The following is a 20,439-nucleotide window of genomic DNA, read 5'->3' as shown; positions in this document are numbered from 1 at the left end:
CGATTCACACGAACGTATTCACCTCGCGCCTCTAGCAGTCGGCGCGCGCGAAAAGAACCGGAGCAGACTTGAATCCCTCTAACCGGATTGGATTTGAATCGTTCTAAGACGCGATGGGGCTCGCGCTTGTGGGCGAGCCCCGCATCTCATGTTTGATTGTCACGTTAGAGCGTCAAATGGTCGCGCGATCCTGGCTTGAGGTCAGCGGCCGTTGCCCTGTCACGCCTCAAGCGTAGGATCGCTCGTGTGAGGCGCGATGCGCCTCATGACATCGCGAGGCTTACGGGCGCCGAGCCGACCATTCCCGTGCTCACGCCGTCGCGTGCCATCGATTCAATCGTGCCCCAGTTCTCGCGGAAAATCCGCGCCGCCTCGTCGGCGCTTTCCGCCTGGATCGTCAGGCTGCACGCGCGTCTCGCGCCGTTGCTGGCGAGCTGGAAGTAAAGGACGTATCCAGGCGATTCCGCATTCCGTGCGCCCGAGACTGCCTGCTGCATGGTGGTTTTCCCCAATCGTGTTCTTGTTGCGTCGCCCGCAGACAGGATTTGACAGCGATGCGGCGCCTTCATGATTCAAAGTGCGCAATCGGCATGATTGCGCATTTTGTCTGGCGGTGTTGCCGGGATTCAACAGGTGATGGAACCGATAGCTGGCAACGGCTGCAACTCAGCCGCGATCACGACATGCGCTCAACTATCACGGCGTGGCTTACGCATCCCCGTCGGGATGCACCATCAAGGTTTCCTGGATCGAGGTCGCGAGCATGGCCCCATCGCGGCCATGGACGCGCGCGATCGACAGCCCGCGGCCACCATCGGCGCAGGGGCTCTCGGTTTCGACATGCATCCAGGCGTCGGGCGAAAATGCGCGATGAAACCAGATGCAATGGTTGAGGCTCGACAGATAAAGTGGCGCGCGCTCCTGCAGGTCGCGGAGATGGCCGCTGACGCTGGAGAAGTTGAGCCACCAATCCGAGAGATAGGCGAACACCGCGGCCTGGGTGCGCGAACCGGCGGCGAGCGGTTGTCGGCATCTGATCCAGAAGCGCAGGCGTGGCTCTGCCGTCGCGGCCGACAGCTGACGTTCGATCTCGGGGATGCGGAAATCCATGCTGGGCTTGATGTGCTGCGAATACGGACCGAGCGGTCGCAACTGTGCCATCAGCCCGTCGGGGATCGTGGTCAGATCGGGCAGGCTCTCAGGATCCTCCAACGGCGCGAACGGCACCGCGTGCCGCGGGCCCGGCTGCGGTGCGCAAAACGTCGCCTGCGCGCTCAGCACGGTGTGCCCGTTGCCCTGGTTGCCGACGACATGACGCGACGAGAACCGCTTGCCATCCTGCAGGACCGTCGCGTCAAATGTGATGCGCCGGGTGGGATCGGCGCCGCGCAGGAACAACAGCTGCAGCATCGCCGCCGGGCGATCTTCGGGCGCGCTGAGCGTCGCGGCCATCATGGCCTGGCCAAGGATCTGGCCGCCGTAAGAGCGCCCGTTGAGATTGCCGTCGCCGAAGCGGCTGCGATAGCGCAGCGGGGCGACGGTCTCGAGCGAGACCAGCGCCTCCGCCGCCTTGCCATCCCAAGGATCGCACGCGGTATCGACACCCTGCGCGATGCGCGTGCCTTGCCCGTCCATCCCGATCACATCGCCGGGAATTTCTGAGGTCCCGGATAGAGCGGATAGCCGGCGGCGACGCCATACTCGCTGATGCCAAATCCGGTCTCGGTGCCGCTCTCGAGCCGGACGACATGGTCCGATAGCGTGCGCGCGACAGCGCGCGTCGCCGCGTCGTCGAGGTTCCAGATGTCGTGCGCGGCATGGTTCTCGCCGCGGTCGTCGCCATGGGTCCAGCCTTGCAGGCCGCCATACATGCCGGCCTTCAGATAAAATCGGGTCGGTAGCCCGTGCATCCTGACGCGGCGCGGCTCGCCGCGATCGAAGCTGAAAGTGAAGTCGGCCGCCGTGATGGTCTGGCCGAGCGGATCGTCGGCCCATTCGATCCTGTGCTCGACCGAAGTCACCTCGCGATGCGAAACCGATCCGTCAGCTTCGCGGCGGAACTCGGTGCCCGAGAGATAATGCGGCTTGCCCGGCGTACGCTCCTTGATGAAGATCGATAGCGCCGACGTCTCGAACTGGAACATCGACCAGGTCCAGAAGAAATTGCGATGGGTTGCAACCGGCGGCGTGGTCTCGTCGGTGCGCATCTCCGAGCGCAGGCCCCAGGAGCGGTCGCGCTGTCCCCACCATAGTTCCGGCTCGATGTCGTAGCGCTTGCCGTCGGCGACGATCCAGCCGCGCCAGCGGCCGAATTGCGAGACGCGCGCAAGGTCCTCCTCGACGACGCCGTTGCGCTCGCGAAAATTCTGCTTCTCCTGTGCCGCAGGAAAGCTTGCCTTGAACTCGAGCTCAAAGCTGATTCCGGACGGATTGTCGGCGAGCGAGACCCTGTGCAGGCTGTTGCCCTCGACGATCTCGATCCTGAGGCCGCCGACTTCCGTCTCCAGTGGACGTGTCCCGAGCCGGCGCGAGGCACGGAAATTGTGCTGGCGGCGGCCGATCGTGATGCCGGCAAACCCGTCCATCACGTTGCGATTCGGGTAATAGCCGAGCCCGATGTCGATCAGCAGCTTGCGGTCGTCGATCGGATGTGCGGTGTACCAGTAGCGTTCGGTGAACCTGACATCGCCGCCGCCTGCCTTGGCAAACGGCTGCGGCGTCTGATGGCCGATGAGATCGTCCTGGGCTGTCAGCATTGTTCTTGTCCTTGTGTTTGAGCCGGTTCGGTCAGTCGGATGGGCGGAGCGGGATCAGTCCTTGGCCGGGCCCGCGCCCACGATGTCGCCGAACAGCACCCAGGTCTTGCCGTCGAAGCGGGCGAAGCGGCGCTCGGTGATCGCGGCGTAATCCTGCGGCGTGGTCTGGATCGTGATGCCCGGAAGCAGCATCGGCAGCTCGATGCCGCTGAGGTTGGTGGCCTGCTTCAGCACGTTCTCCCGCGTGAGATTGTCGCCGCAGCGCTGCAGGATGATGGCGCCGAGCTGGGCCGTCGTGTAGCCGGTCACCGCGATCACGTCGTTCGGGTCCATTCCCGGCATGTATTTGGCGGCGAAGGCGAGATAGTCGGTCATGCCCTTGTCGTTGGTCCAGGCTGGATCGTTCGGCGTCTTGTAGGATGTCGTGGTCAGGATTCCGCTCGAGGCCTCGATGCCCGCCGGCACCAGCACGCCCGCAATCGAATTGGCGGTAGAGCCGAGGAAGATCAGCGGCTTCCAGCCGAGCTCATGGATCTTGCGGATCGCCATCGAGGCGAATTTGTTCTGAGCGGCGATCAGGATGGTGTCGGCGCCGGATGCCTTCAGATTCACGATCTGCGAGTCGATCGTGGGCTCGGTCGACTGATACATCGCCTCCTTGACGATCATCGTGTCGGCTTTCGTACCCAGCCCTTCCTTCAAGCCAAGCACAAAATCCTTGCCGATGTCGTCGGCCTGCAGCAACACGCCGATCTTGGCGTCGGGCTTCTCGCGCAGCACGTAGCGGGCAATGATCCGGGATTCGTTGACGTAGGTCGGCGAGTAGGGCGTCGTCCAGGGAAACTGCTTCGGGTCGTTCCAGCGGGTGCCGCCGCTCTGCACGAGCAGTTGCGGGACGCCGTTGCTGTTGAGATATTTCTGGATCGCGGCGTTGGTCGGCGTGCCGAACGGCGCCATGATCGCGAGCACCTTGTCGTTCTCGACCAGCGCGCGCGTGACCTCCACGGTTTTGGGCGGGCTGTAGGCGTCATCGCGGATCACGAAATTGATGTGGCGGCCGTTGATGCCGCCCTTTTCGTTCAGCATCGTGAAATAGGCGAGCATGGTCTTCGGGAAGCTCGCATAGATCGACGCCGGTCCGCTGTAGGGCGCGTTGGCGCCGAGCAATATTTCGGTGTCGCTGACCCCGGGACCATAGGCCTTCTGGGCGTTCGCTGTTCCGAGCGCGCCGGTGAGCGCGAACGCCCACACGGCAAGCGTTGTGATTGGCTTCCGCATCTTCCCCTCCCATGACGCCCTCTTTTGCGGGGCTCGTTGATCCCTGCGGCGGTGCCCTCAAGGGCTTTACCGGTCGCGTCGGCCATGCAATAATAGACCGTCTGTCCGGATTATCAACTGGAGAATTTCCGGGCGGCAGATCGGCTTCACGCATGACGGAAACATCCGCAGGTGTGCGCGGCCGGATGGCGGTTGAGGAGGAAACATGAAGCTGACGCAAGCGCTTATCTCGGCGGTGCAGTTGCGCAAGGATTCACCGGGCACCATCCACGCCGGACGGTCGCGAAGCTGGAAGGAGATCGGACAACGCGTCGCCTGCGCCGCGGGCGGGTTGCGGCGGCTCGGCATCGAGGCAGGCGATCGCGTGGCGATCCTTGCGCACAACAGCGATCTCTATATCGAAGCGCTCTATGCCATCGCTTGGGCGGGCGCGGTCGCGGTGCCGCTCAATACGCGTTGGGCGGTCGCCGAGAATGCTTACGCGATCGACGATTCCACGCCAAAACTGCTGCTGGTCGACAAGGCCTTTGCCGAGATCGCATCGGGCCTGCGCGGCGCGAAATCACTCACCGCGATGGTCTGTCTGGACGAGGGACGGGTCCCCGAAGGGATGCAGGGCTATGACGAACTCGTCGCGCATGCGCCGATCGAGGATGCATCCGGCGCCTACAACGATCTCGCAGGCATCTTCTACACCGGCGGCACCACCGGCTTTCCCAAGGGCGTGATGCTTTCGCATGCCAACATCATCTATGAATCGCTGGTCTGGATCTATGCGCTCCGGTTCCGCGAGGACACGCGGTATCTACATTCGGCCGGGATGTTTCATCTGGCCGGCACCTCGCCGATGATCGCGCTCACGCTGGTGGGCGGCACCCACGTCACGATCCCGAAATTCGAGCCCGAGCTCGCGATGAAGACGATTGCCGAGCATAAGGTCGATTACTGCCTGTTCGTGCCGACCATGCTCAACATGATGCTCAATCATCCGTCGTTCGGCACGTATGACCTGAGCAGCGTCAGGGATTGCGAGTATGGCGCCTCGCCGATGCCGGATGCGCTGCTGGTCAAGCTGATGCGCGTTCTGCCGAGCTGGCGCTTCCACCAGGGCTACGGCATGACCGAGAGCGCGGCGCTGGCGACCATCTTGCCGTGGGAATACCACGCGCTGGAGGGACCGCTGGCGAGCAAGCGCAAATCAGCCGGGCGCGCGGCGCCTGGTGTCGAAATCCGCATCATCGACCCCGCGGGCAACGAAGTGCCGCGCGGCACGGTCGGCGAGATCGCGATCCGCGGCGCCGGCGTGATGCTCGGCTACTGGCGGAAGCCCGAGGAGAGCGCACGCGTGCTGCGCAATGGCTGGCTGCACACCGGCGACGGCGCCTGGATGGACGAGGACGGCTTCGTCTACATCGTCGATCGCCTCAAGGACATGATCGTCTCCGGCGGCGAGAACGTATATTCGGGAGAAGTGGAGAACGCGATCTTCCAGCACGAGCACGTCAAGGAATGCGCTGTCATTGCGATACCAGATCCGCAATGGGGCGAGGCAGTGCACGCGATCGTCGTGCCGAAGGACGGCGCGCAGCTCGATTCCGACATGGTGATCGCGCATTGCCGCACCCTGATCGCGGGCTACAAGTGCCCACGCTCGGTCGACATCCGTCTCGAACCGCTGCCGCTGACCGGTTCCGGCAAGATCATGAAGTCGGCGCTGCGCCAGGAGAAGTGGCAGGGCTATGCGAGGTCGGTCAATTGATGCAGGACGTTGCGAAACGACCCGATGATGTGTCGGCCGCGCCGGAGCTTCTTCGTCAGGTCGCGGTCAATGACAACGTGGTGCAAACGGCGCTCGCACAGCATCTGTCGCGGATCTCCGGGAGCCGGACGGAGATCACGAGCTTTGGCCGCAAATCATCCGGCTTCTCGTGGATCACCTATGCTTTCGTGGCGCGTTCTGCGGCCGACGGGGATCGCAAACTGATCCTGCGCGTCGGTCCGCCGAACGGGCTGTTTGCACCTTACTCCGTGCTGCCGCAAGTCCATGCATTGCAGTCGCTGGCCGGCAGCGGCGTGCCGGTTCCGGCGTTGGTGTCGTCAGAACAGCACGGCGCCGAGATCGGCTTTCCCTTCTTCATCTGCACCCATGTCGAGGGCGACGTTCCCGCGCCATGGGCGGCGAGCGAGCTCGATCCGGACCGCAAGCGTGCGATCGCCCGGCAATTCGTCGAGATCCTGGCATCGCTGCACCGGATCGATACGGGCACAACGCCATTTGCATCGATGCAACTGGGCGGAGAACGCGCCGAAGTCCGCGCGATCGCCGGCTGGCGCGCTTCGCTGGCGCGTCCGACCGCGCGCTATTATCCGCTGCTCGATTGGGGCGGGCGCTGGCTTGAGAACAACTGCCCGCAGCCGCCATGCCGCACCATCGTGCATGGCGACTACCGGATCGGTAACTTCATCGAGCGCAACGGGCGGATCACCGCCATCCTCGATTGGGAGCTCGCGCACCTCGGCGATCCCCATGAGGATCTGGCCTGGGCGATGATGCCGACCTTCAATGCCGGGAGCCGGAGGCTCTATGGCGTGCTCGAGCGCGCCGAGGTGATTGATCTCTATCAGCGCGCCTCAGGCATTGCGGTGTCGGACAAGAGTCTCGCCTTCTACGAGGCCTACGCGCTGTATCAGGCGGCGGCGATCCAGATGTGCGCGGTGCGCGCCTTCGAGGTCGATCGCTTCAACGACATGCGGCTTGCCGTGATGGCAAGCCAGATGCCCTCGATCGTGCGGGCCTTCGAACGCGCATTGGAAGCCGCGGCATGAGTGCATCCTTCGAACGGCTGATCGACGGCATCGTCGATGCCCTGCAAAGCCATGTCGTGCCGAACAGCCGTGACGATTTCGTCCGCGGCCAGGTGTTTTCGGCGATCTATGCGCTGAACGGCCTGAAGCTCGCAGCCGATTGGAAGGCTGGACCGCTGCTTGAGCAGGTGCGTCTGCAGGACGATACTTTTGCTGCGGTCAAACGATTGGCTGACGGCATGGCGCATCCGGAGCTTCCGGCGACGCCGCGCATCGGGGGCGATCTGCTGGACGTCGCCGCGATCGAGGCGATGCGGGACGATGGCGACCGGCAACTGGGACAGCTTCTGCTCTGGGCGAGCGGCGAGGGCGCGCGTGCGGCCAATCGCGATGTCGCGGGGATCGAGCGGCTGCTGCGCCGGGCGATCTGCGACCAGCTCAAGATCGAGCTTGCGACGACGCCGAAGTCGATGCTGCAGCAAATCGCAGGCGGTGATAGCGGCGCGGCGCAGGGCTGAGATGGTTGCGTCGCCAACTACCGGTGATTGCATCGTTGCGCGCTGTTCCGGCGATCGGCGCTGGGTTCGCAAAGAAGCTTGCCCGCTCGTCGCGCCCGTGCTATTTATTGACCGAACGGTCGTTCGGATTATTATTGGCGGCCGGTGAAAGCATCCGCGCAAGCGGCCGGCGAGGGAGACGGAGCGATGAATATGATGACCGGCGTCTCGCCATGGGAGCGGCTGATCCGACCCGACCGGGTGCACGGATCGCTCTACACCGATCCGGAGATCTTCGAGGCCGAACTCAAGAACATCTGGTACCGGACCTGGGTCTATGTCGGGCACGAGAGCGAGGTGCCCAACGCCAACGACTACGTCGTCAAGTCGATCGGCCCGCAATCCGTGATCATGACGCGCGACGAGCAGGGCAAGGTCAATCTGCTGCTCAACCGCTGCTCGCATCGCGGCAACCAGGTCTGCTCTTTCGAGCGCGGCAATGCGCGCTCCTTCACCTGTCCGTTCCATTCCTGGACCTTCGCCAATGACGGCCGCCTGGTCGGCTATGCCTTCCCGGACGGCTACGAGGGGCAGGACAAGGCGCAGCTGGCGCTCGGGCGAGTGACGCGCGTCGAGTCCTATCGCGGCTTCGTGTTCGGCTCGTTCGCGGCCGATGGCCCGACCCTGAGGGAACATCTCGGCGGCGCCGCCGAGACTATCGATCGCCTGGTACGATCGTCGCCGGAGGGCGAGGTCGAGATCACCGCGGGCTTCCTCAAGCACCGCGTCAAGGCGAACTGGAAGTTCATCCTGGAGAACGAGTGCGACGGCTATCACCCGGCCTTCGTGCACACCTCGATCTTCGGTGTCGCCGACAGCATGATCGGCAAGCTCTATGGCGGCGCCTCGACCGCGCTGACCCGAGACTACGGCAACGGCCATACCGAGATCGATCTGCGGCCCGAGTTCCGCAAGCGCGACGCGCCGATGAGCTGGTTCGGCACCAGCGAGGAGCGGTTGCCGGACTATACAGCGCGGATGAAGGCCGCCTATGGCGATACCGCGGCGCGCGAGATCATGATCGACGGCACGCCGCATGTGATGATCTTCCCGAACCTGTTCATCGCCGAGATCCAGATGTTCGTGATCCAGCCGCTCGGCGTCGACGACAGCGTGCAGCATGTCACCGCACTGCAGTTCAAGGGCGCGCCCGACCTGAACCGGAGGCTGCGCCAGCAGACCATGGGCTCGGTCGGCCCGGCCGGCTTCCTGCTGGCAGATGATTCCGAAATGTACGAGCGCTGCCATCGCGGCGTGCTGGCGCGCAATCCGGAATGGATCTTCCTTGGCCGCGGCGAGAAGCGCCAGCGGCAGGACGAGCTCGGCTTCACGGTCGGCCACGTCACGGACGAGGTGCCGTCGCGCGGCATCTGGACCCATTATCGCAAGCTGATGGAGCCGGCCTGATGTTGTCGCGCGAGAGCAGCGCCACGTTGATGTGCGCCGTCACCGCCTTCCTCTATCGCGAGGCGCGATTGCAGGACGAGCATCAGTACGAGGCCTGGGAGAGGCTCTGGACCGACGACGGGATCTATTGGGTGCCGGCCAATGGCGCCGACATCGATCCGGAGCGGCAGATGTCGATCATCTACGACAACCGTTCGCGGATCGCGCTGCGCGTTCGGCAATTGATGACCGGCAAGCACTTCACCCAGACGCCGCAGTCGAACCTGCGCCGGCTGGTCTCCAACATCGAGCTGATGGACGAGCAGCCGGACGATGGCGATATCGCGGTAGCCAGCAACAGCCTGATCTTCGAATCGAGCCTGCGCGACGACACGCTGTGGGCGGCGCGCAACGAATACCGGCTGCGCCATGTCGACGGCGAATTGCGGATGGCCAGCAAGAAGGTCATCCTCGTCAACAACGACAAGGCGATCTACACGCTGTCATTCCTGGTCTAGGGAAGGTCTCGCCATGATCGACAAGGGTCCCGTCCTGCTCGACATCACCGACGGCATCGCGCGGCTGCGGCTCAACCGGCCTGACGCGGCCAACGGCATGAGCGCCGAGCTCCTGAGCGCGCTGTGCGACGCCATCATGGTCTGTCACGGCCATCCGGATCTTCGCGTCGTGCTGCTGAGCGGCGAGGGCACGAACTTTTGTGCCGGCGGCGATGTCCGCGCCTTTGCCTCCAAGGGCGAGAAGCTGCCGGACTATATCCGCCAGGCCACCGCGTACCTTCAGAATGCAGTGACCGGATTGCTGCGGCTGGAGGCGCCAGTGATCGCCTCGGTGCAGGGCTTCGCGGCGGGGGGCGGCGGCTTCGGCCTGGTCTGCGCGTCCGACATCGTGATCGCGGCGGAATCGGCAAAATTCCTCGCCGGCGCGACGCGGGTGGCGATGGCGCCGGATGCTGGCGTCTCGGTGACGTTGTCGCGGTTGGTCGGCCTGCGGCGGGCGATGTCGATCCTGCTGACCAACCCGGTGATCCCGGCCGCCGAGGCGCTGCAAATGGGCATCGTCACGAAGGTCGTGCCCGATGTCGAGCTTGCCGCTGCATCGCTTGCGCTGGCGCGCGAGCTTGCGGCCGGTGCACCGAAAGCGCTGGCGGCAACCAAGCGCCTGGTCTGGGCCGGCACCGGCAGCAGCATCGAGCAATGCCTGTCGGAAGAGGCGCGCACCGTCGCCGAGCTCTCGGGGATGGCCGATGCGCGCGAAGGGCTCGCCGCGGTGATCGAGCGGCGCAAGCCGGTATTCAAGGGGCGCTGACGTGGCGGCCTTGCCATTCGGACGTCTCGATGGCCGCCGCGCCTTCGTCTCCGGCGGTGCGCGCGGCATCGGCGCCGCGATCGTGCGCAGTTTTGCCGGCGCGGGCGCCAGGGTCGTGATCGCCGATCTCGACGTCGCCACGGCCGCGGAACTTGCGCGGGAGACCGGCGGAGTGGCTGCCGGGCTCGATGTCAGCGATGCCACGGCCGTGCAAGCCGTGATGGCGCAGGACGGCCCGTTCGACATCGTCGTCAACAATGCCGGCATCGATCAGCATGCCTTCTTCACCGACACGTCAGCAGAGGACTGGACGCGCCTGATCGCGGTCAATCTCACCTCGGTGCTGGCCTGCACCCACGCGGCGCTGCCGGCGATGCAGGCGGCGCGGTTCGGCCGCATCATCAATGTCACCTCGGAGGCGGCCCGGCTCGGCTCGAAGGGCGGCGCGGTCTATTCCGCGGCCAAGGGCGGCGTGATCTCCTTCACCCGGAGCATCGCGCGCGAGAATGCGCGCTTTCGGATCACCGCGAACGCAATCGCGCCGGGGCCGATCCGCACGCCGATGCTGGAACAGGCCGTCGCAAAGTGCGGCGACAAGATCCTGCAGGCGATGACTGGCGCGACGCTGCTCGGACGGCTCGGCGAGCCGGAGGAGGTTGCGGCCGCCGCGCTGTTCCTGGCGTCCGACCAGGCCGCCTATGTCACCGGCGAGACGCTCGGCGTGTCCGGCGGCATGGGCATCGGCGGCTGAGATGGCGAGCGGCGGCGACGATATCGCAATCGATCCGGTCGAACGCGCGATCGAGCGCTTGCGTGCGATCTATCGCAGCTGGACCCGCGACACCACCGTCGCGCAGATGCGTAGCGACTGGGATGCGGCCTTCGACGGCTGCTCGGTGCCGGTGATGTGCCAGCCGGTCTCCGCCGGCGGCGTCGACGGCGAATGGCTCGTCCCGTCGGGCGCACCGCACGACAAGGCGATCCTCTATTTTCACGGCGGCGGTTTCCGCATCGGTTCGGTCGCCTCGCATCGCGACCTGGCCGCGCGAATTGCCGATGCGTCCGGCTGCCGTGTGCTTTCGATCAATTATCGCCTGGCGCCGGAGCACCGGTTTCCGGCGGCGCTCGATGACGTACTGGCTGCCTACCACTATCTGCGCCGCCAAGGGCTGCGTCCTGCCGATATCGTCTTCGCCGGCGACTCCGCCGGCGGCAATCTTGTGCTCGCTACGATGCTCGCGGCGAGGGATCGCCGCCTGCCGCTCCCCGCTGCCGGCGCGCTGATGTCGCCCTGGACCGATCTCACCGCGAGCGGCGCAAGCTACGAGAGCCGGGCTGAGGCCGATCCGATCCATCAGCGCGCGATGATTCTGGCGCTGGCGAGGAACTATCTCGGCAAGGACGGCGATCCCCGTAATCCATTGGCTTCGCCGCTCTATGCCGATCTCACTCGTCTGCCACCGCTCCTTGTTCAGGTTGGCGACCGCGAAACCGTGCGCGACGATTCGGTTGACCTTGCCGCGCGGGCCAGGGCCGCAGGCTGTGAAGTCGAACTCCAGGTCTGGGACGGCATGATTCACGTGTTCCAGATGTTCCCCGAGATTCCGCACGCGCGCGAGGCGATCGCATCCCTTGCAGCTTTTCTGCGCAGCCATCTTCACATCAGCTACGAGAGGGCACCACAATGAACGTCATGACCTCTGATCCGTGCCAGCTCGTTGAGACCGAATTCCATTTCCCGGAGCCGCCCAATCTGCCCGAGGAACTGCGTATGCTGCGCGAGCAGGTCCGCCGCTTCGTCGAGAAGGAGGTGGTGCCGCATGCCGAGGCGTGGGAGCGCGACGGCAAGATCCCGCGCGAGATTTATCGCCGCATGGGTGCGCTCGGTTTCCTCGGCATGCGCCATGCGACGGAGTATGGCGGCACCGATATGGGACCGTTGGCCTCGATGGTGTTCGCCGAGGAGCTCGGGCGCTCGAGCTTCGGCGGCTTCACCTCGTCGATCCTTGTTCATACCGACATGTCCGCGGTGCACATCAGCCTGCGCGGCACGCCGGAACAGAAGCAGAGATATCTGCCCGCGATCATCCGCGGCGAGACGGTCTGCTCGATCGCCGTGACCGAGCCCGACGCCGGCTCGGATGTTGCCGGCCTCAAGACGCGCGCGCGGCGCGAGGGCGATCATTGGGTGATCAACGGCGCCAAGATGTTCATCACCAACGCGGTCTATGGCGACATCCTGATCGTCGCCGCGCGTACCGATCCGCATGCCAAGGGCAGCCGCGGCATCTCGCTGTTCATCCTCGAGCGCAACACGCCGGGCATCACGGCAACCAAGCTCGACAAGCATGGCTGGCTCTGCTCGGACACCGCGGAGCTCGGCTTCCAGGACGTGCGCGTGCCGGCGGAAAACCTGCTCGGCGAGGAGAACAAGGGTTTCTATGGCATCATGGAGACGTTCCAGAACGAGCGCATCTGCATCGGCGGCATCTGCGCAGGCGAGTCGGCCAAGGCGATCGAGCTGACGACGAACTATGTGAAGACGCGGCAGGCATTCGGCGGCCCGCTCTGGAACCAGCAGGGCGTGCGGCTGAAGCTCGCCCAGCTCGCCGCGAAGGCGGCAGCGGCACGGGCGCTCGCCTATCAGGCCGCCGAGCTCGCGGCGGCCGGGAAGGATTGTCTTCGCGAAGTATCGATGGTGAAGGCGCTGTCGCCTGAGGTGCTGCACGAGGTCGTGCATGGCTGCCTGCAATTGCACGGCGGCTCAGGCTTCATGCGCGGCACGCCGATCGAGCGCATGGCGCGCGACGCGCGGGTCCTGACGATCGGCGGCGGCGCCACCGAAGTGATGCTGGAGGAAGTCGCCAAGCGGATGTGAGCGATTGACCTACGGCGCCGTCGGCTTGCCCTGCCCAACAGTCCTTGGCGTGATCCCCGGCTTCAGCCGCCAATCCTGGCCGAAATCCGCAAGCGGATGGAAGAACAACGGCTCGGCGATCTCGATTTGACGCAGCCGCTCGGCGTAGTCGTCGAGGTAGCGATGTCGCGTCGCCTCGTCGACGAAGTTCACCGAATACGACACGAAGGGCGGCAGCACCTTGCAGCCGGCATAGGCCAGGGTGCCATTCTGGATCGGCCACAGCACCACGTCGAGCGCGCCGACCAGCCCGTCGGGTGCGCACATTCCAGGATAGGCGGCGGTTGAGGTCACGACCATGGCGCGGCGGCCGGCAAGGCCGCCGGTGTCGTAACGGCGGCCGGCGCCATAGACCGCACCATTGACGAACACGCGGTCGATCCAGCCCTTCATGATGGCGGGAACCGAGAACCACCATAGCGGAAACTGCAGGATTAGCATGTCGCACCACAGCAGCTTCTCGATCTCGGCGGCGATGTCGCCGCTGAGCGCCCCCTGTTGCAGATTGTATTTCTGCTCGCGGTCATATTGCAGCCGGTCAGGGAACCGCCGCTCGCCAAAGTCTTCGGCGGTCGCCACCGGGTTGAAGCGCATGGCATAGAGATCGGAGATCCTGACCATATGCCCGAGTGCGCTCAGTTCCGCCACCGACCGCGCCAGCAGTGCGGCGTTGAACGACTGCGCCTCCTGATGGGCAAAGACGATCAGGACCTTCATGGTTCTAGTTCACCGGCTTGAAGCTGAGCGTCGCCGTGTCGGCCTGCATGATCTGCAGCTTCTGGTTGGAGAAGCGGACGCCGGGTCCGAAGCTGATCGGCGCCATCACGCCGGTCTCGACATTCCTGGTCTTCTCCAGCTCGGAGATGGTGCAGGCCCAGGTCGGTTGCTTGCCGCAGCGCTCGATCGCCGCGATCAGCACTTTGGCGGCAGCATAGCCGGTCATGGTGTAGCGGTTGATGCCCTTGAACTCGGCCTCCGACACCAGCGGCCTGGCCTTCTCGAGGAACGCCTTGCCGGCGGCGCCCGCGAACGGTTCGACATAGTCGACCGCGTAGATGCCGTCGCCGGCCGGGCCCATCAGCTTCAGCACCGGTTCGACGCGGCCGGGCCAGAAGATGCCGGTCACCGGCTTGATGCCGAGCTTCTCGATCTCCTTCATCATCGCGATGTTCTCGGCGATGATGCCGCCGGCCAGGAACACCTCGGCGCCGGATTCCTTCAGTTGCAGCATGTCGGACGAGAAGTCCTGCTGGCCCTTCTTGTAGTTGCCGCTGTAGACGACATTCAGCTTCTTGGCCTTGACCACCGAATCGAAGCCGTCGCGCACAGCCACACCGTAATCGTCGTCCTGGGTGATCAGTCCCCATTTCTTGCCCGGGTTCTTGTCAGCGAGGAAGTTGACGAGATCGACGATGCCTTCCTCGTAGGATTGGCCGACCACGAACACGTTCTTGCGCGGCGGCTCCCACAGCGGCTTGACGGGCCCGACGTCGATGACCGTCGGAATGCCCGACTTCTCCAGCAGCGGCATCACCGCGATCGATTGGCCGGAGCCGGAGATGCCGATCATTGCAAATGCCTTGTCGACGTCGATCACCTTCTTGACGCCCTGGATGGTGCGCGCGGTGACGTAGCCGTCGTCTTCCAGCACATACTTGATCTTGCGGCCGTTGATCCCGCCGGCGGCGTTAGCTTCTGCGATCGCGATCTTGTGGCCGATCGAGGCCGCGACGCCGAGCAACGCGGGCGGCCCGGTCAGGGGCTCGACGTCGCCGATCAGGATCTCGGTGTCGGTGATCCCGGGATCGGCGGCGGCAGCAGGGCCGATGGCAAGAGAGGCCGTGGAAAGCAGCAGCGCGGCTGCCGCCAGATGTCTGATCATTGTCTCCTCCTCATGGTGTTACGTGTTTTTTTTGTTAGTAGCGCAGCGGCCAGTGCACCCAGGCCCGCTTGATGTCGTGCCAGGCGCCGACCAGTCCGCGGGGCTGGAAGCGCAGGAACAGGATGATGACCAGGCCGTAGAGCATGCTCTTCAGCTCCTGCGCCCCGGTCGTGAAGGTTGCGTCCATCTGCGCGCTGAACAGGCTGAAGACGAGCCTGGTCGCCTCCGGCAGCAGCACGATCAAGATGGTGCCGAGCACGGCGCCGAGCGCCGAGCCGAGGCCGCCGACGATCAGGATCGCCAGCGCCTCGATCGAGAGCAGGAACGGAAAGCCTTCGACGCTGACGAAGGACAGATAGATGCCGTAGAGCGCGCCGGCGATGCCGGTGATGAAGGCCGAGGTAACGAAGGCGTACAGCTTGTAGGCGTGCAGGTTGATACCCATCACGCGGGCCGCGGTGTCGTTGTCGCGGATCGCGACGAAGGCGCGGCCGACCCGGCTGCGGCGGATGTTGAGGGTGGCGAACAGCGTGAGCGCCGCGACGACCAGGCAGAGATAGGTAAAAGCCGCGTCGCTGTCGAAGCTGATGCCGAGGATCTCCGGCCGCTGCACCTGAATGCCCCGGGCGCCGTTGGTCAGCCAGCGCATCTCGAGGATCACGGTGTTGATGATGAACGAGAAGGCGAGCGTGGTGATGGCGAGATAGAGCCCCTTGAGCCGCAGCGATGGCGCGCCGACGATCAGGCTCGCCAGCGCCGGCACCACGCCGGCGCCGAGGAAGCCGACCAGTGGTGGCATGTGGTACTTCGAGACCAGCACCGCGTAGGCATAGGCGCCGGTGACGAGGAAGCCGACATGGCCGAGCGAAATGAGGCCGGTGTAGCCGGTCAGGATGTTGAGCCCGAGCGCGCCGGTCGTCGTGATCAGGATGATCATCAGGAACGACAACGCGTAAGAGTTCAGTAGATAGGGCGCTGCGATCAGTGCCAGCAGCAGCACGGCCGACCAGAGCCACACTGGCGGAGAGTCGATCAGCGCGACGAGTTCGCCATAGGTTTGCTTGTAATCACCGGTCCGCATCACACCCTCTCGATGTCGCGCTCGCCGAAAATGCCGAACGGGCGGACCATCAGGACGACGATGATCATGGCGAAGCCCGCCACCTCCTTCATTCCGGAGCTGAGATAACCACCGGCGAGGTTTTCGGTGATGCCGATCAGGAGGCCGCCGAGGCCGGAGCCGAGCACGGCATCGAGCCCGCCGAGGATCGTGGCCGGAAACGCCTTCAGCCCGAGCTGGAACATCGCTGGCGACAGGTCATAGGACAGCGCGAAGAACACGCCGCCGATGCCGGCGATCACCGACGACGCCGCCCAGGCCAGCGCATGGACCTTTGTGGCGCTGATGCCCATCAACAGCGCGGTGCGATCGTCGGACGCGACCGCGCGCATCGCGACGCCGACCTTGCTGTAGCGGAAGAACGCCCAGATCGCAGCAAGCAGCGCCAGCAGCGTGACGATGACGGCGATTTGCCCGGTGCGCAGCCCGATGCCGCCGAGGTGGACGATGCCGCGGCCCATGCCGATGTCGAGTGCGTGCGGATAGGCGTCCCAGACGAAATTGATCGCCGAGCGCAGGATCACAGCAAGCCCGATCGTGACCATCACGGTCGCGAACACCGGCTCGCCCAGCATCGGCCGCATCACCAGCCGCTCGATGACGAGGCCGAGCACGACCGCCGCCAGGATCGCGCCGATTGCGACGACGAAAACATTGCCGCTGACCGTGGTCGAGATCGTCCAGGCGATATAGGCCGTGATCATGGTCATCTCGCCCTGCGCGAAATTGACCAGCCCGGTGGATTTGTAGATCACCGCAAAGCCCATCGCGATCAGGCCGTAGATCGCGCCGATCGCGAGCCCGGAGATCAGCAGCTCGATGAGATACTGCATTCAACCCTCCGCCTGGTAGATGATGGCAAGCTCGCGCGCGAACTTCTTCTCGATCATGGCGCGGCGCACTTTCTGTGTGGCGGTGAGCTCGCCATCGTCATGGTCAAGCTCCTTCTCGAGGATGGCGAAGCGCCGGATGTTCTCGACCCGGGCGAAGCGCTTGTTGGTCTCGCCCACGATGCGCTCGACCAGCTCGTGCACTTCAGGCAGCTGCGACAGCGACTTGTAGTTGGTGTAGGCCAGCGCCCGATCGCGGGCCCAGCGGCCGACATTGTCGTAGTCGACCTGGACGATGGCGCCGAGATACTTCTTGGCCTCGCCGACCACGATCGCTTCCTTGATGAATTCGGAATCCTTCAGCGCGTTTTCGATCTCGGACGGGGCGATGTTCTTGCCGCCAGCGGTGATGATGATCGCCTTCTTGCGGTCGACCACGGCGATCTCGCCGCTGTCGAGGATGTCGATGATGTCGCCGGTGCGCAGCCAGCCGCCTTGTTCCAGCGAGGCTGTCGACGCCTTCTCGTCGAGGAAGTACCCTTTGAAGACGCCGGGGTTGCGCAACAGAATTTCGCCGTCGGCCTCGCACTTCCACTCGGTCTGCGGCAGCGGCACGCCGCAGCCGCCGATCCTATGGTGGCTCTCGGTCTGGATGAAGGCGACGCCGCCGCTTTCGGTGAGGCCATAGCCCTGCGATACCGGGCGGCCGATGATGTCGAAGAAGCGCAACGTCTCCGGCGAGATCGAAGCGCCGGCGCACAGCCGGTGCCGGCTATAAGCAAAGCCGAGATGGCGCTGCAGATTACGGAACATCAGGAGATAAAGCAGCCCGTAGGCGGCACGATCGAGCACATTGGCCTTGCCGGCCTGCCGGCGATCGGACAGCGTGCGGCCCCAGGCGAGGCAGGCCTTGGTGAAGCCCTGCCGCAGCCGGCCGCTTTCGCCAAGGCGAAACAAAAAGCCCTGTTGCAGCTTCTCGTAGATGCGGGGCACGCCGACGAAGAAGGTCGGCGCGATCTCGCGGATGTTGATCGCGACCGTATCGATCGACTCGGCAAAGGACACGGTGCCGCCGAGCACCAGATGCGTCACCGTGCCGTAGCAGCGCTCGGCGACGTGGCACAGCGGCAGATAGCTGACCGCCTCGAGCGGCTTGTCAGCGATCCCGACGGTCTTGGCGTAGGCATAGGCGGCGTAGACGAGATTGCGGTGGGTCAGCATCGCGCCCTTGGGCGGGCCCGTCGTGCCGGAGGTGTAGACGAGGATGCAGACATCGTCGGGCGCGCCCTGGCCGATCAGGCGGTCGAGAGTAACATTGGCCTCCGGGTTCGCCTCGGCGTAGGCCTTGCCGCGTTCGCACAGTGCGTCGAACGACATCAGTTCCGATTGCCGGTAGTGCCGCAGGCCCTTCATGTCGATGCAGACGATGGCCTCGAGGTCCGGCAGGCCGCCATTATTGGCCATCGCATCGAGCACCTTGTCGGTCTGCTCCTGATCGCCGGTAACGACGATACGGGCACCCGAGTGCTTGACGATATATTGCAGCTCGACCCAGGGATTGGTCGGATAGATGCCGACCGCGACCGCGCCGATCATTTGGGCGCCAAGATCGGCATAAAACCATTCCGGCGTGTTCTCACCGGCGATCGCGACACGGTCGCCGGACTTGATGCCGAGCGAGAGCAGGCCGAGCGCGACCGCGCGCGCGGTCTCGTAATAGTGCTGCCAGGAATAGGGATTCCAGATGCCGTAATCCTTCTCCCGCAGCGCCAGCGCATCGCCATGCATGGCGGCACGCTGCCGCAGCAATTGCGGGATGGTGATGGCGGCATCTGCAAGCGCCGCCCGCAGCGCATCGGCTCCTGCCACGGTTGCGATGCGCGGGGCGCTGGCTTGCAGCGGCGGATGGGTGGTGCGCAGGCTGTCCATCGTCGACATCAGGCGCCCGCCTTCATCGCTTCGGCGCGCTGGCCGCCGAGATAGGCGTCCGCGACGGCCGGATCGCGCCTGATTTCGTCGGGCGTGCCCTCGGCGATCTTGCGGCCGAAATTGAGCACATGGATGCGGTCGGAGATGTCCATCACGATGCGCATCTCGTGCTCGATCATCACGACGGTGATGCCGAGCTCGTCGCGGATATCGAGCACGAAGCGCGCGATGTCCTCGGTCTCCTCCTGGTTCATGCCGGAAACCATCTCATCGAGCAGCAGCAGTTTCGGCTCGCAGGCGAGCGCGCGGGCAAGTTCGACGCGCTTCTGCTGGCCGTAAGACAGCGTGCCGACCACGGCGTCCCTGACATGCTCGATCTCGAGGAACTCGATGATGTGCTCGACGCGCTGCCGGGCCGCGATCTCCTCCTTGCGGGTGCGGCCGAAGAACACCACGGCGTCGAGCACGGTCGAGCGCAGATGGGTGTGGCGTCCGGTCAGGATGTTCTCGACCACGGTGCCGTGCTTGAACAGCGCCAGATTCTGGAAGGTGCGGCCGATCCCGACGGCGGCGAACTTCCATGGCGATATGGTCGCAAGGTCGATGCCGTCGAACCTGATGCGGCCGCCGCTCGGCCGCAGCACGCCTGAAATCATGTTGAACAGCGTGGTCTTCCCAGCGCCGTTCGGGCCGATCACGCTGCAGATCTCGCCGGGTGCGACACGCAGGCTGACATCGGCGACTGCGTGCAGGCCGCCGAAGCGTTTTGACAGGTTCTCGACTGTAAGCAGCGTCGTCACGACAGCCACCGCTTGCGGCGCTTGTAGTGCTTGACGTCGCGCAGGCTCTTGCGGCCAGTGGAGGAGACGCCGAGATAGAACTCCTGGACATCCTCATTGGCGGTGAGCTTCTTTGCCGTACCGTCGAGCACGACGCGGCCGGTCTCCAGGATGTAGCCGTAGTCGGCGATGTCGAGCGCGCGCTGCGCGTTCTGCTCGACCAAGAGCACCGTCATCTTCAGCTCATCGCGCAACCGGACGATCACCTCATAGATGCGGTCGATGATCAGCGGCGCGAGGCCGAGCGAGGGCTCGTCGAGCGCCAGCAACGCCGGATCGGTCATCAGCGCGCGGCCGATCGCGAGCATCTGCTGCTCGCCGCCGGACATATAGCCGGCGATCTGGTCGCGCCGCTCGTAGAGCCGCGGAAACAGCGCAAACACCTTGTCGCGGCGCTCGCGTGCTTCGGCGCCGGTCCTGATGTAGCCGCCCATCTGCAGGTTTTCGTCGATGGTCAGCGCCGCGAACACGCGGCGGCCCTCCGGCACCTGCACGATGCCGCGGCGGACCAGCTCGTCTGGCGCGAGTCGATGCACCTCGTCGTGGCGGAAGCGGATGCTGCCGTTCTCGATCACGCCTTCCTCGGTGTAGAGGATTCCGGACATCGCTTTCAGCAGTGTCGACTTGCCGGCACCGTTGGAGCCGAGCAGGGCGACGATGTTGCCCTCGGGCACTGCGATCGAGACATCGCGGATCGCCTCGATCGCGTTGTCGTAGACGATCCGGATGTTGCGGAATTCGAGCAAGGCATCCAGCGCCGGCACGGCGTGGGGCGCTGCCTGCGGCATCGGATGCGGGATGGTCGTCGGCATCG

20 protein-coding genes are annotated in these 20,439 nt (G+C 64.8%); 9 read left to right on the top strand and 11 right to left on the bottom strand.

All coding sequences use genetic code 11. The annotated features are described in order from the left end of the window. Positions 1-263 precede the first annotated feature (263 nt). The 4 genes from ACVISU_RS09910 to ACVISU_RS09895 all read right to left on the bottom strand — a co-directional run bounded on the left by ACVISU_RS09910 (position 264) and on the right by ACVISU_RS09895 (position 4,034). Complete coding sequence (locus tag ACVISU_RS09910) at positions 264-569, bottom strand: hypothetical protein (protein WP_172803656.1); 306 nt, start codon at positions 567-569, stop codon at positions 264-266. Positions 570-708: 139 nt separating this feature from the next. Next, the gene (locus ACVISU_RS09905; protein WP_456706812.1) at positions 709-1,635 is read right to left on the bottom strand and encodes an acyl-CoA thioesterase; all 927 of its coding nucleotides are present in this window, start codon (positions 1,633-1,635) and stop codon (positions 709-711) included. A 5-nt stretch (positions 1,636-1,640) separates the two neighbouring features. Beyond that, on the bottom strand, positions 1,641-2,756 hold the full coding sequence (locus ACVISU_RS09900; protein ID WP_456706811.1) for a hypothetical protein: 1,116 nt from the start codon (positions 2,754-2,756) through the stop codon (positions 1,641-1,643). 54 nt (positions 2,757-2,810) lie between these two features. Beyond that, complete coding sequence (locus tag ACVISU_RS09895; protein ID WP_456706810.1) at positions 2,811-4,034, bottom strand: ABC transporter substrate-binding protein; 1,224 nt, start codon at positions 4,032-4,034, stop codon at positions 2,811-2,813. 205 nt (positions 4,035-4,239) lie between these two features. On the opposite strand from ACVISU_RS09895, the gene ACVISU_RS09890 reads away from it, so the two are divergent. The 9 genes from ACVISU_RS09890 (at position 4,240) to ACVISU_RS09850 (ending at position 12,986) form a co-directional block, all read left to right on the top strand. Then, positions 4,240-5,793, top strand: coding sequence for an acyl-CoA synthetase (locus ACVISU_RS09890; protein ID WP_456706809.1), 1,554 nt, complete (start codon positions 4,240-4,242; stop codon positions 5,791-5,793). Further along, positions 5,793-6,860 carry a phosphotransferase family protein gene (locus ACVISU_RS09885; protein WP_456706808.1) on the top strand — a complete coding sequence of 356 codons (1,068 nt, stop codon included), beginning with the start codon at positions 5,793-5,795 and terminating at the stop codon, positions 6,858-6,860. The genes ACVISU_RS09890 and ACVISU_RS09885 overlap by 1 nt, the downstream gene beginning before the upstream one ends. After that, positions 6,857-7,357, top strand: coding sequence for a hypothetical protein (locus ACVISU_RS09880; protein ID WP_456706807.1), 501 nt, complete (start codon positions 6,857-6,859; stop codon positions 7,355-7,357). The genes ACVISU_RS09885 and ACVISU_RS09880 overlap by 4 nt, the downstream gene beginning before the upstream one ends. A 186-nt stretch (positions 7,358-7,543) precedes the next feature. Continuing rightward, positions 7,544-8,803, top strand: coding sequence for an aromatic ring-hydroxylating oxygenase subunit alpha (locus ACVISU_RS09875; RefSeq protein WP_456706806.1), 1,260 nt, complete (start codon positions 7,544-7,546; stop codon positions 8,801-8,803). Beyond that, entirely contained in the window at positions 8,803-9,300 is a 498-nt protein-coding gene (locus ACVISU_RS09870; protein ID WP_050401537.1) for an aromatic-ring-hydroxylating dioxygenase subunit beta, read from the top strand. The genes ACVISU_RS09875 and ACVISU_RS09870 overlap by 1 nt, the downstream gene beginning before the upstream one ends. A 13-nt stretch (positions 9,301-9,313) precedes the next feature. Next, on the top strand, positions 9,314-10,108 hold the full coding sequence (locus ACVISU_RS09865) for an enoyl-CoA hydratase/isomerase family protein (protein ID WP_456706805.1): 795 nt from the start codon (positions 9,314-9,316) through the stop codon (positions 10,106-10,108). 1 nt (position 10,109) lies between these two features. Next, the gene (locus tag ACVISU_RS09860) at positions 10,110-10,859 is read left to right on the top strand and encodes an SDR family NAD(P)-dependent oxidoreductase (protein WP_456706804.1); all 750 of its coding nucleotides are present in this window, start codon (positions 10,110-10,112) and stop codon (positions 10,857-10,859) included. 1 nt (position 10,860) lies between these two features. Beyond that, a complete protein-coding gene (locus ACVISU_RS09855; RefSeq protein ID WP_456706803.1) occupies positions 10,861-11,796 on the top strand; it encodes an alpha/beta hydrolase in 936 nt (311 codons plus the stop codon). Next, positions 11,793-12,986 carry an acyl-CoA dehydrogenase family protein gene (locus tag ACVISU_RS09850; protein WP_083992345.1) on the top strand — a complete coding sequence of 398 codons (1,194 nt, stop codon included), beginning with the start codon at positions 11,793-11,795 and terminating at the stop codon, positions 12,984-12,986. Before ACVISU_RS09855 ends, ACVISU_RS09850 begins: the two co-directional genes overlap by 4 nt. A 9-nt stretch (positions 12,987-12,995) precedes the next feature. Here the strand turns inward: ACVISU_RS09850 and ACVISU_RS09845 are convergent, their stop codons facing one another. Genes ACVISU_RS09845 through ACVISU_RS09815 form a run of 7 tightly spaced genes read right to left on the bottom strand, consistent with a single transcriptional unit; the run spans position 12,996 to position 20,437 of the window. Then, positions 12,996-13,742 carry an NAD(P)H-dependent oxidoreductase gene (locus tag ACVISU_RS09845; protein WP_456706802.1) on the bottom strand — a complete coding sequence of 249 codons (747 nt, stop codon included), beginning with the start codon at positions 13,740-13,742 and terminating at the stop codon, positions 12,996-12,998. A gap of 4 nt (positions 13,743-13,746) precedes the next feature. Continuing rightward, entirely contained in the window at positions 13,747-14,907 is a 1,161-nt protein-coding gene (locus ACVISU_RS09840) for an ABC transporter substrate-binding protein (RefSeq protein WP_456706801.1), read from the bottom strand. Between the two features lie 34 nt (positions 14,908-14,941). Then, positions 14,942-15,988 carry a branched-chain amino acid ABC transporter permease gene (locus ACVISU_RS09835; RefSeq protein WP_456706800.1) on the bottom strand — a complete coding sequence of 349 codons (1,047 nt, stop codon included), beginning with the start codon at positions 15,986-15,988 and terminating at the stop codon, positions 14,942-14,944. Next, on the bottom strand, positions 15,988-16,860 hold the full coding sequence (locus ACVISU_RS09830; RefSeq protein ID WP_456706799.1) for a branched-chain amino acid ABC transporter permease: 873 nt from the start codon (positions 16,858-16,860) through the stop codon (positions 15,988-15,990). The genes ACVISU_RS09835 and ACVISU_RS09830 overlap by 1 nt, the downstream gene beginning before the upstream one ends. Further along, a complete protein-coding gene (locus ACVISU_RS09825; RefSeq protein WP_456706798.1) occupies positions 16,861-18,795 on the bottom strand; it encodes an AMP-dependent synthetase/ligase in 1,935 nt (644 codons plus the stop codon). Continuing rightward, positions 18,795-19,586: an ABC transporter ATP-binding protein gene (locus ACVISU_RS09820; protein WP_050401617.1), complete on the bottom strand. Its 792-nt coding sequence runs from the start codon at positions 19,584-19,586 to the stop codon at positions 18,795-18,797. The genes ACVISU_RS09825 and ACVISU_RS09820 overlap by 1 nt, the downstream gene beginning before the upstream one ends. Further along, on the bottom strand, positions 19,583-20,437 hold the full coding sequence (locus ACVISU_RS09815; RefSeq protein ID WP_456706797.1) for an ABC transporter ATP-binding protein: 855 nt from the start codon (positions 20,435-20,437) through the stop codon (positions 19,583-19,585). Before ACVISU_RS09815 ends, ACVISU_RS09820 begins: the two co-directional genes overlap by 4 nt. Positions 20,438-20,439 lie beyond the last annotated feature (2 nt).

Source organism: Bradyrhizobium sp. USDA 4452, assembly GCF_054063575.1.
This window is presented reverse-complemented; position numbering and strand designations above follow the sequence as displayed.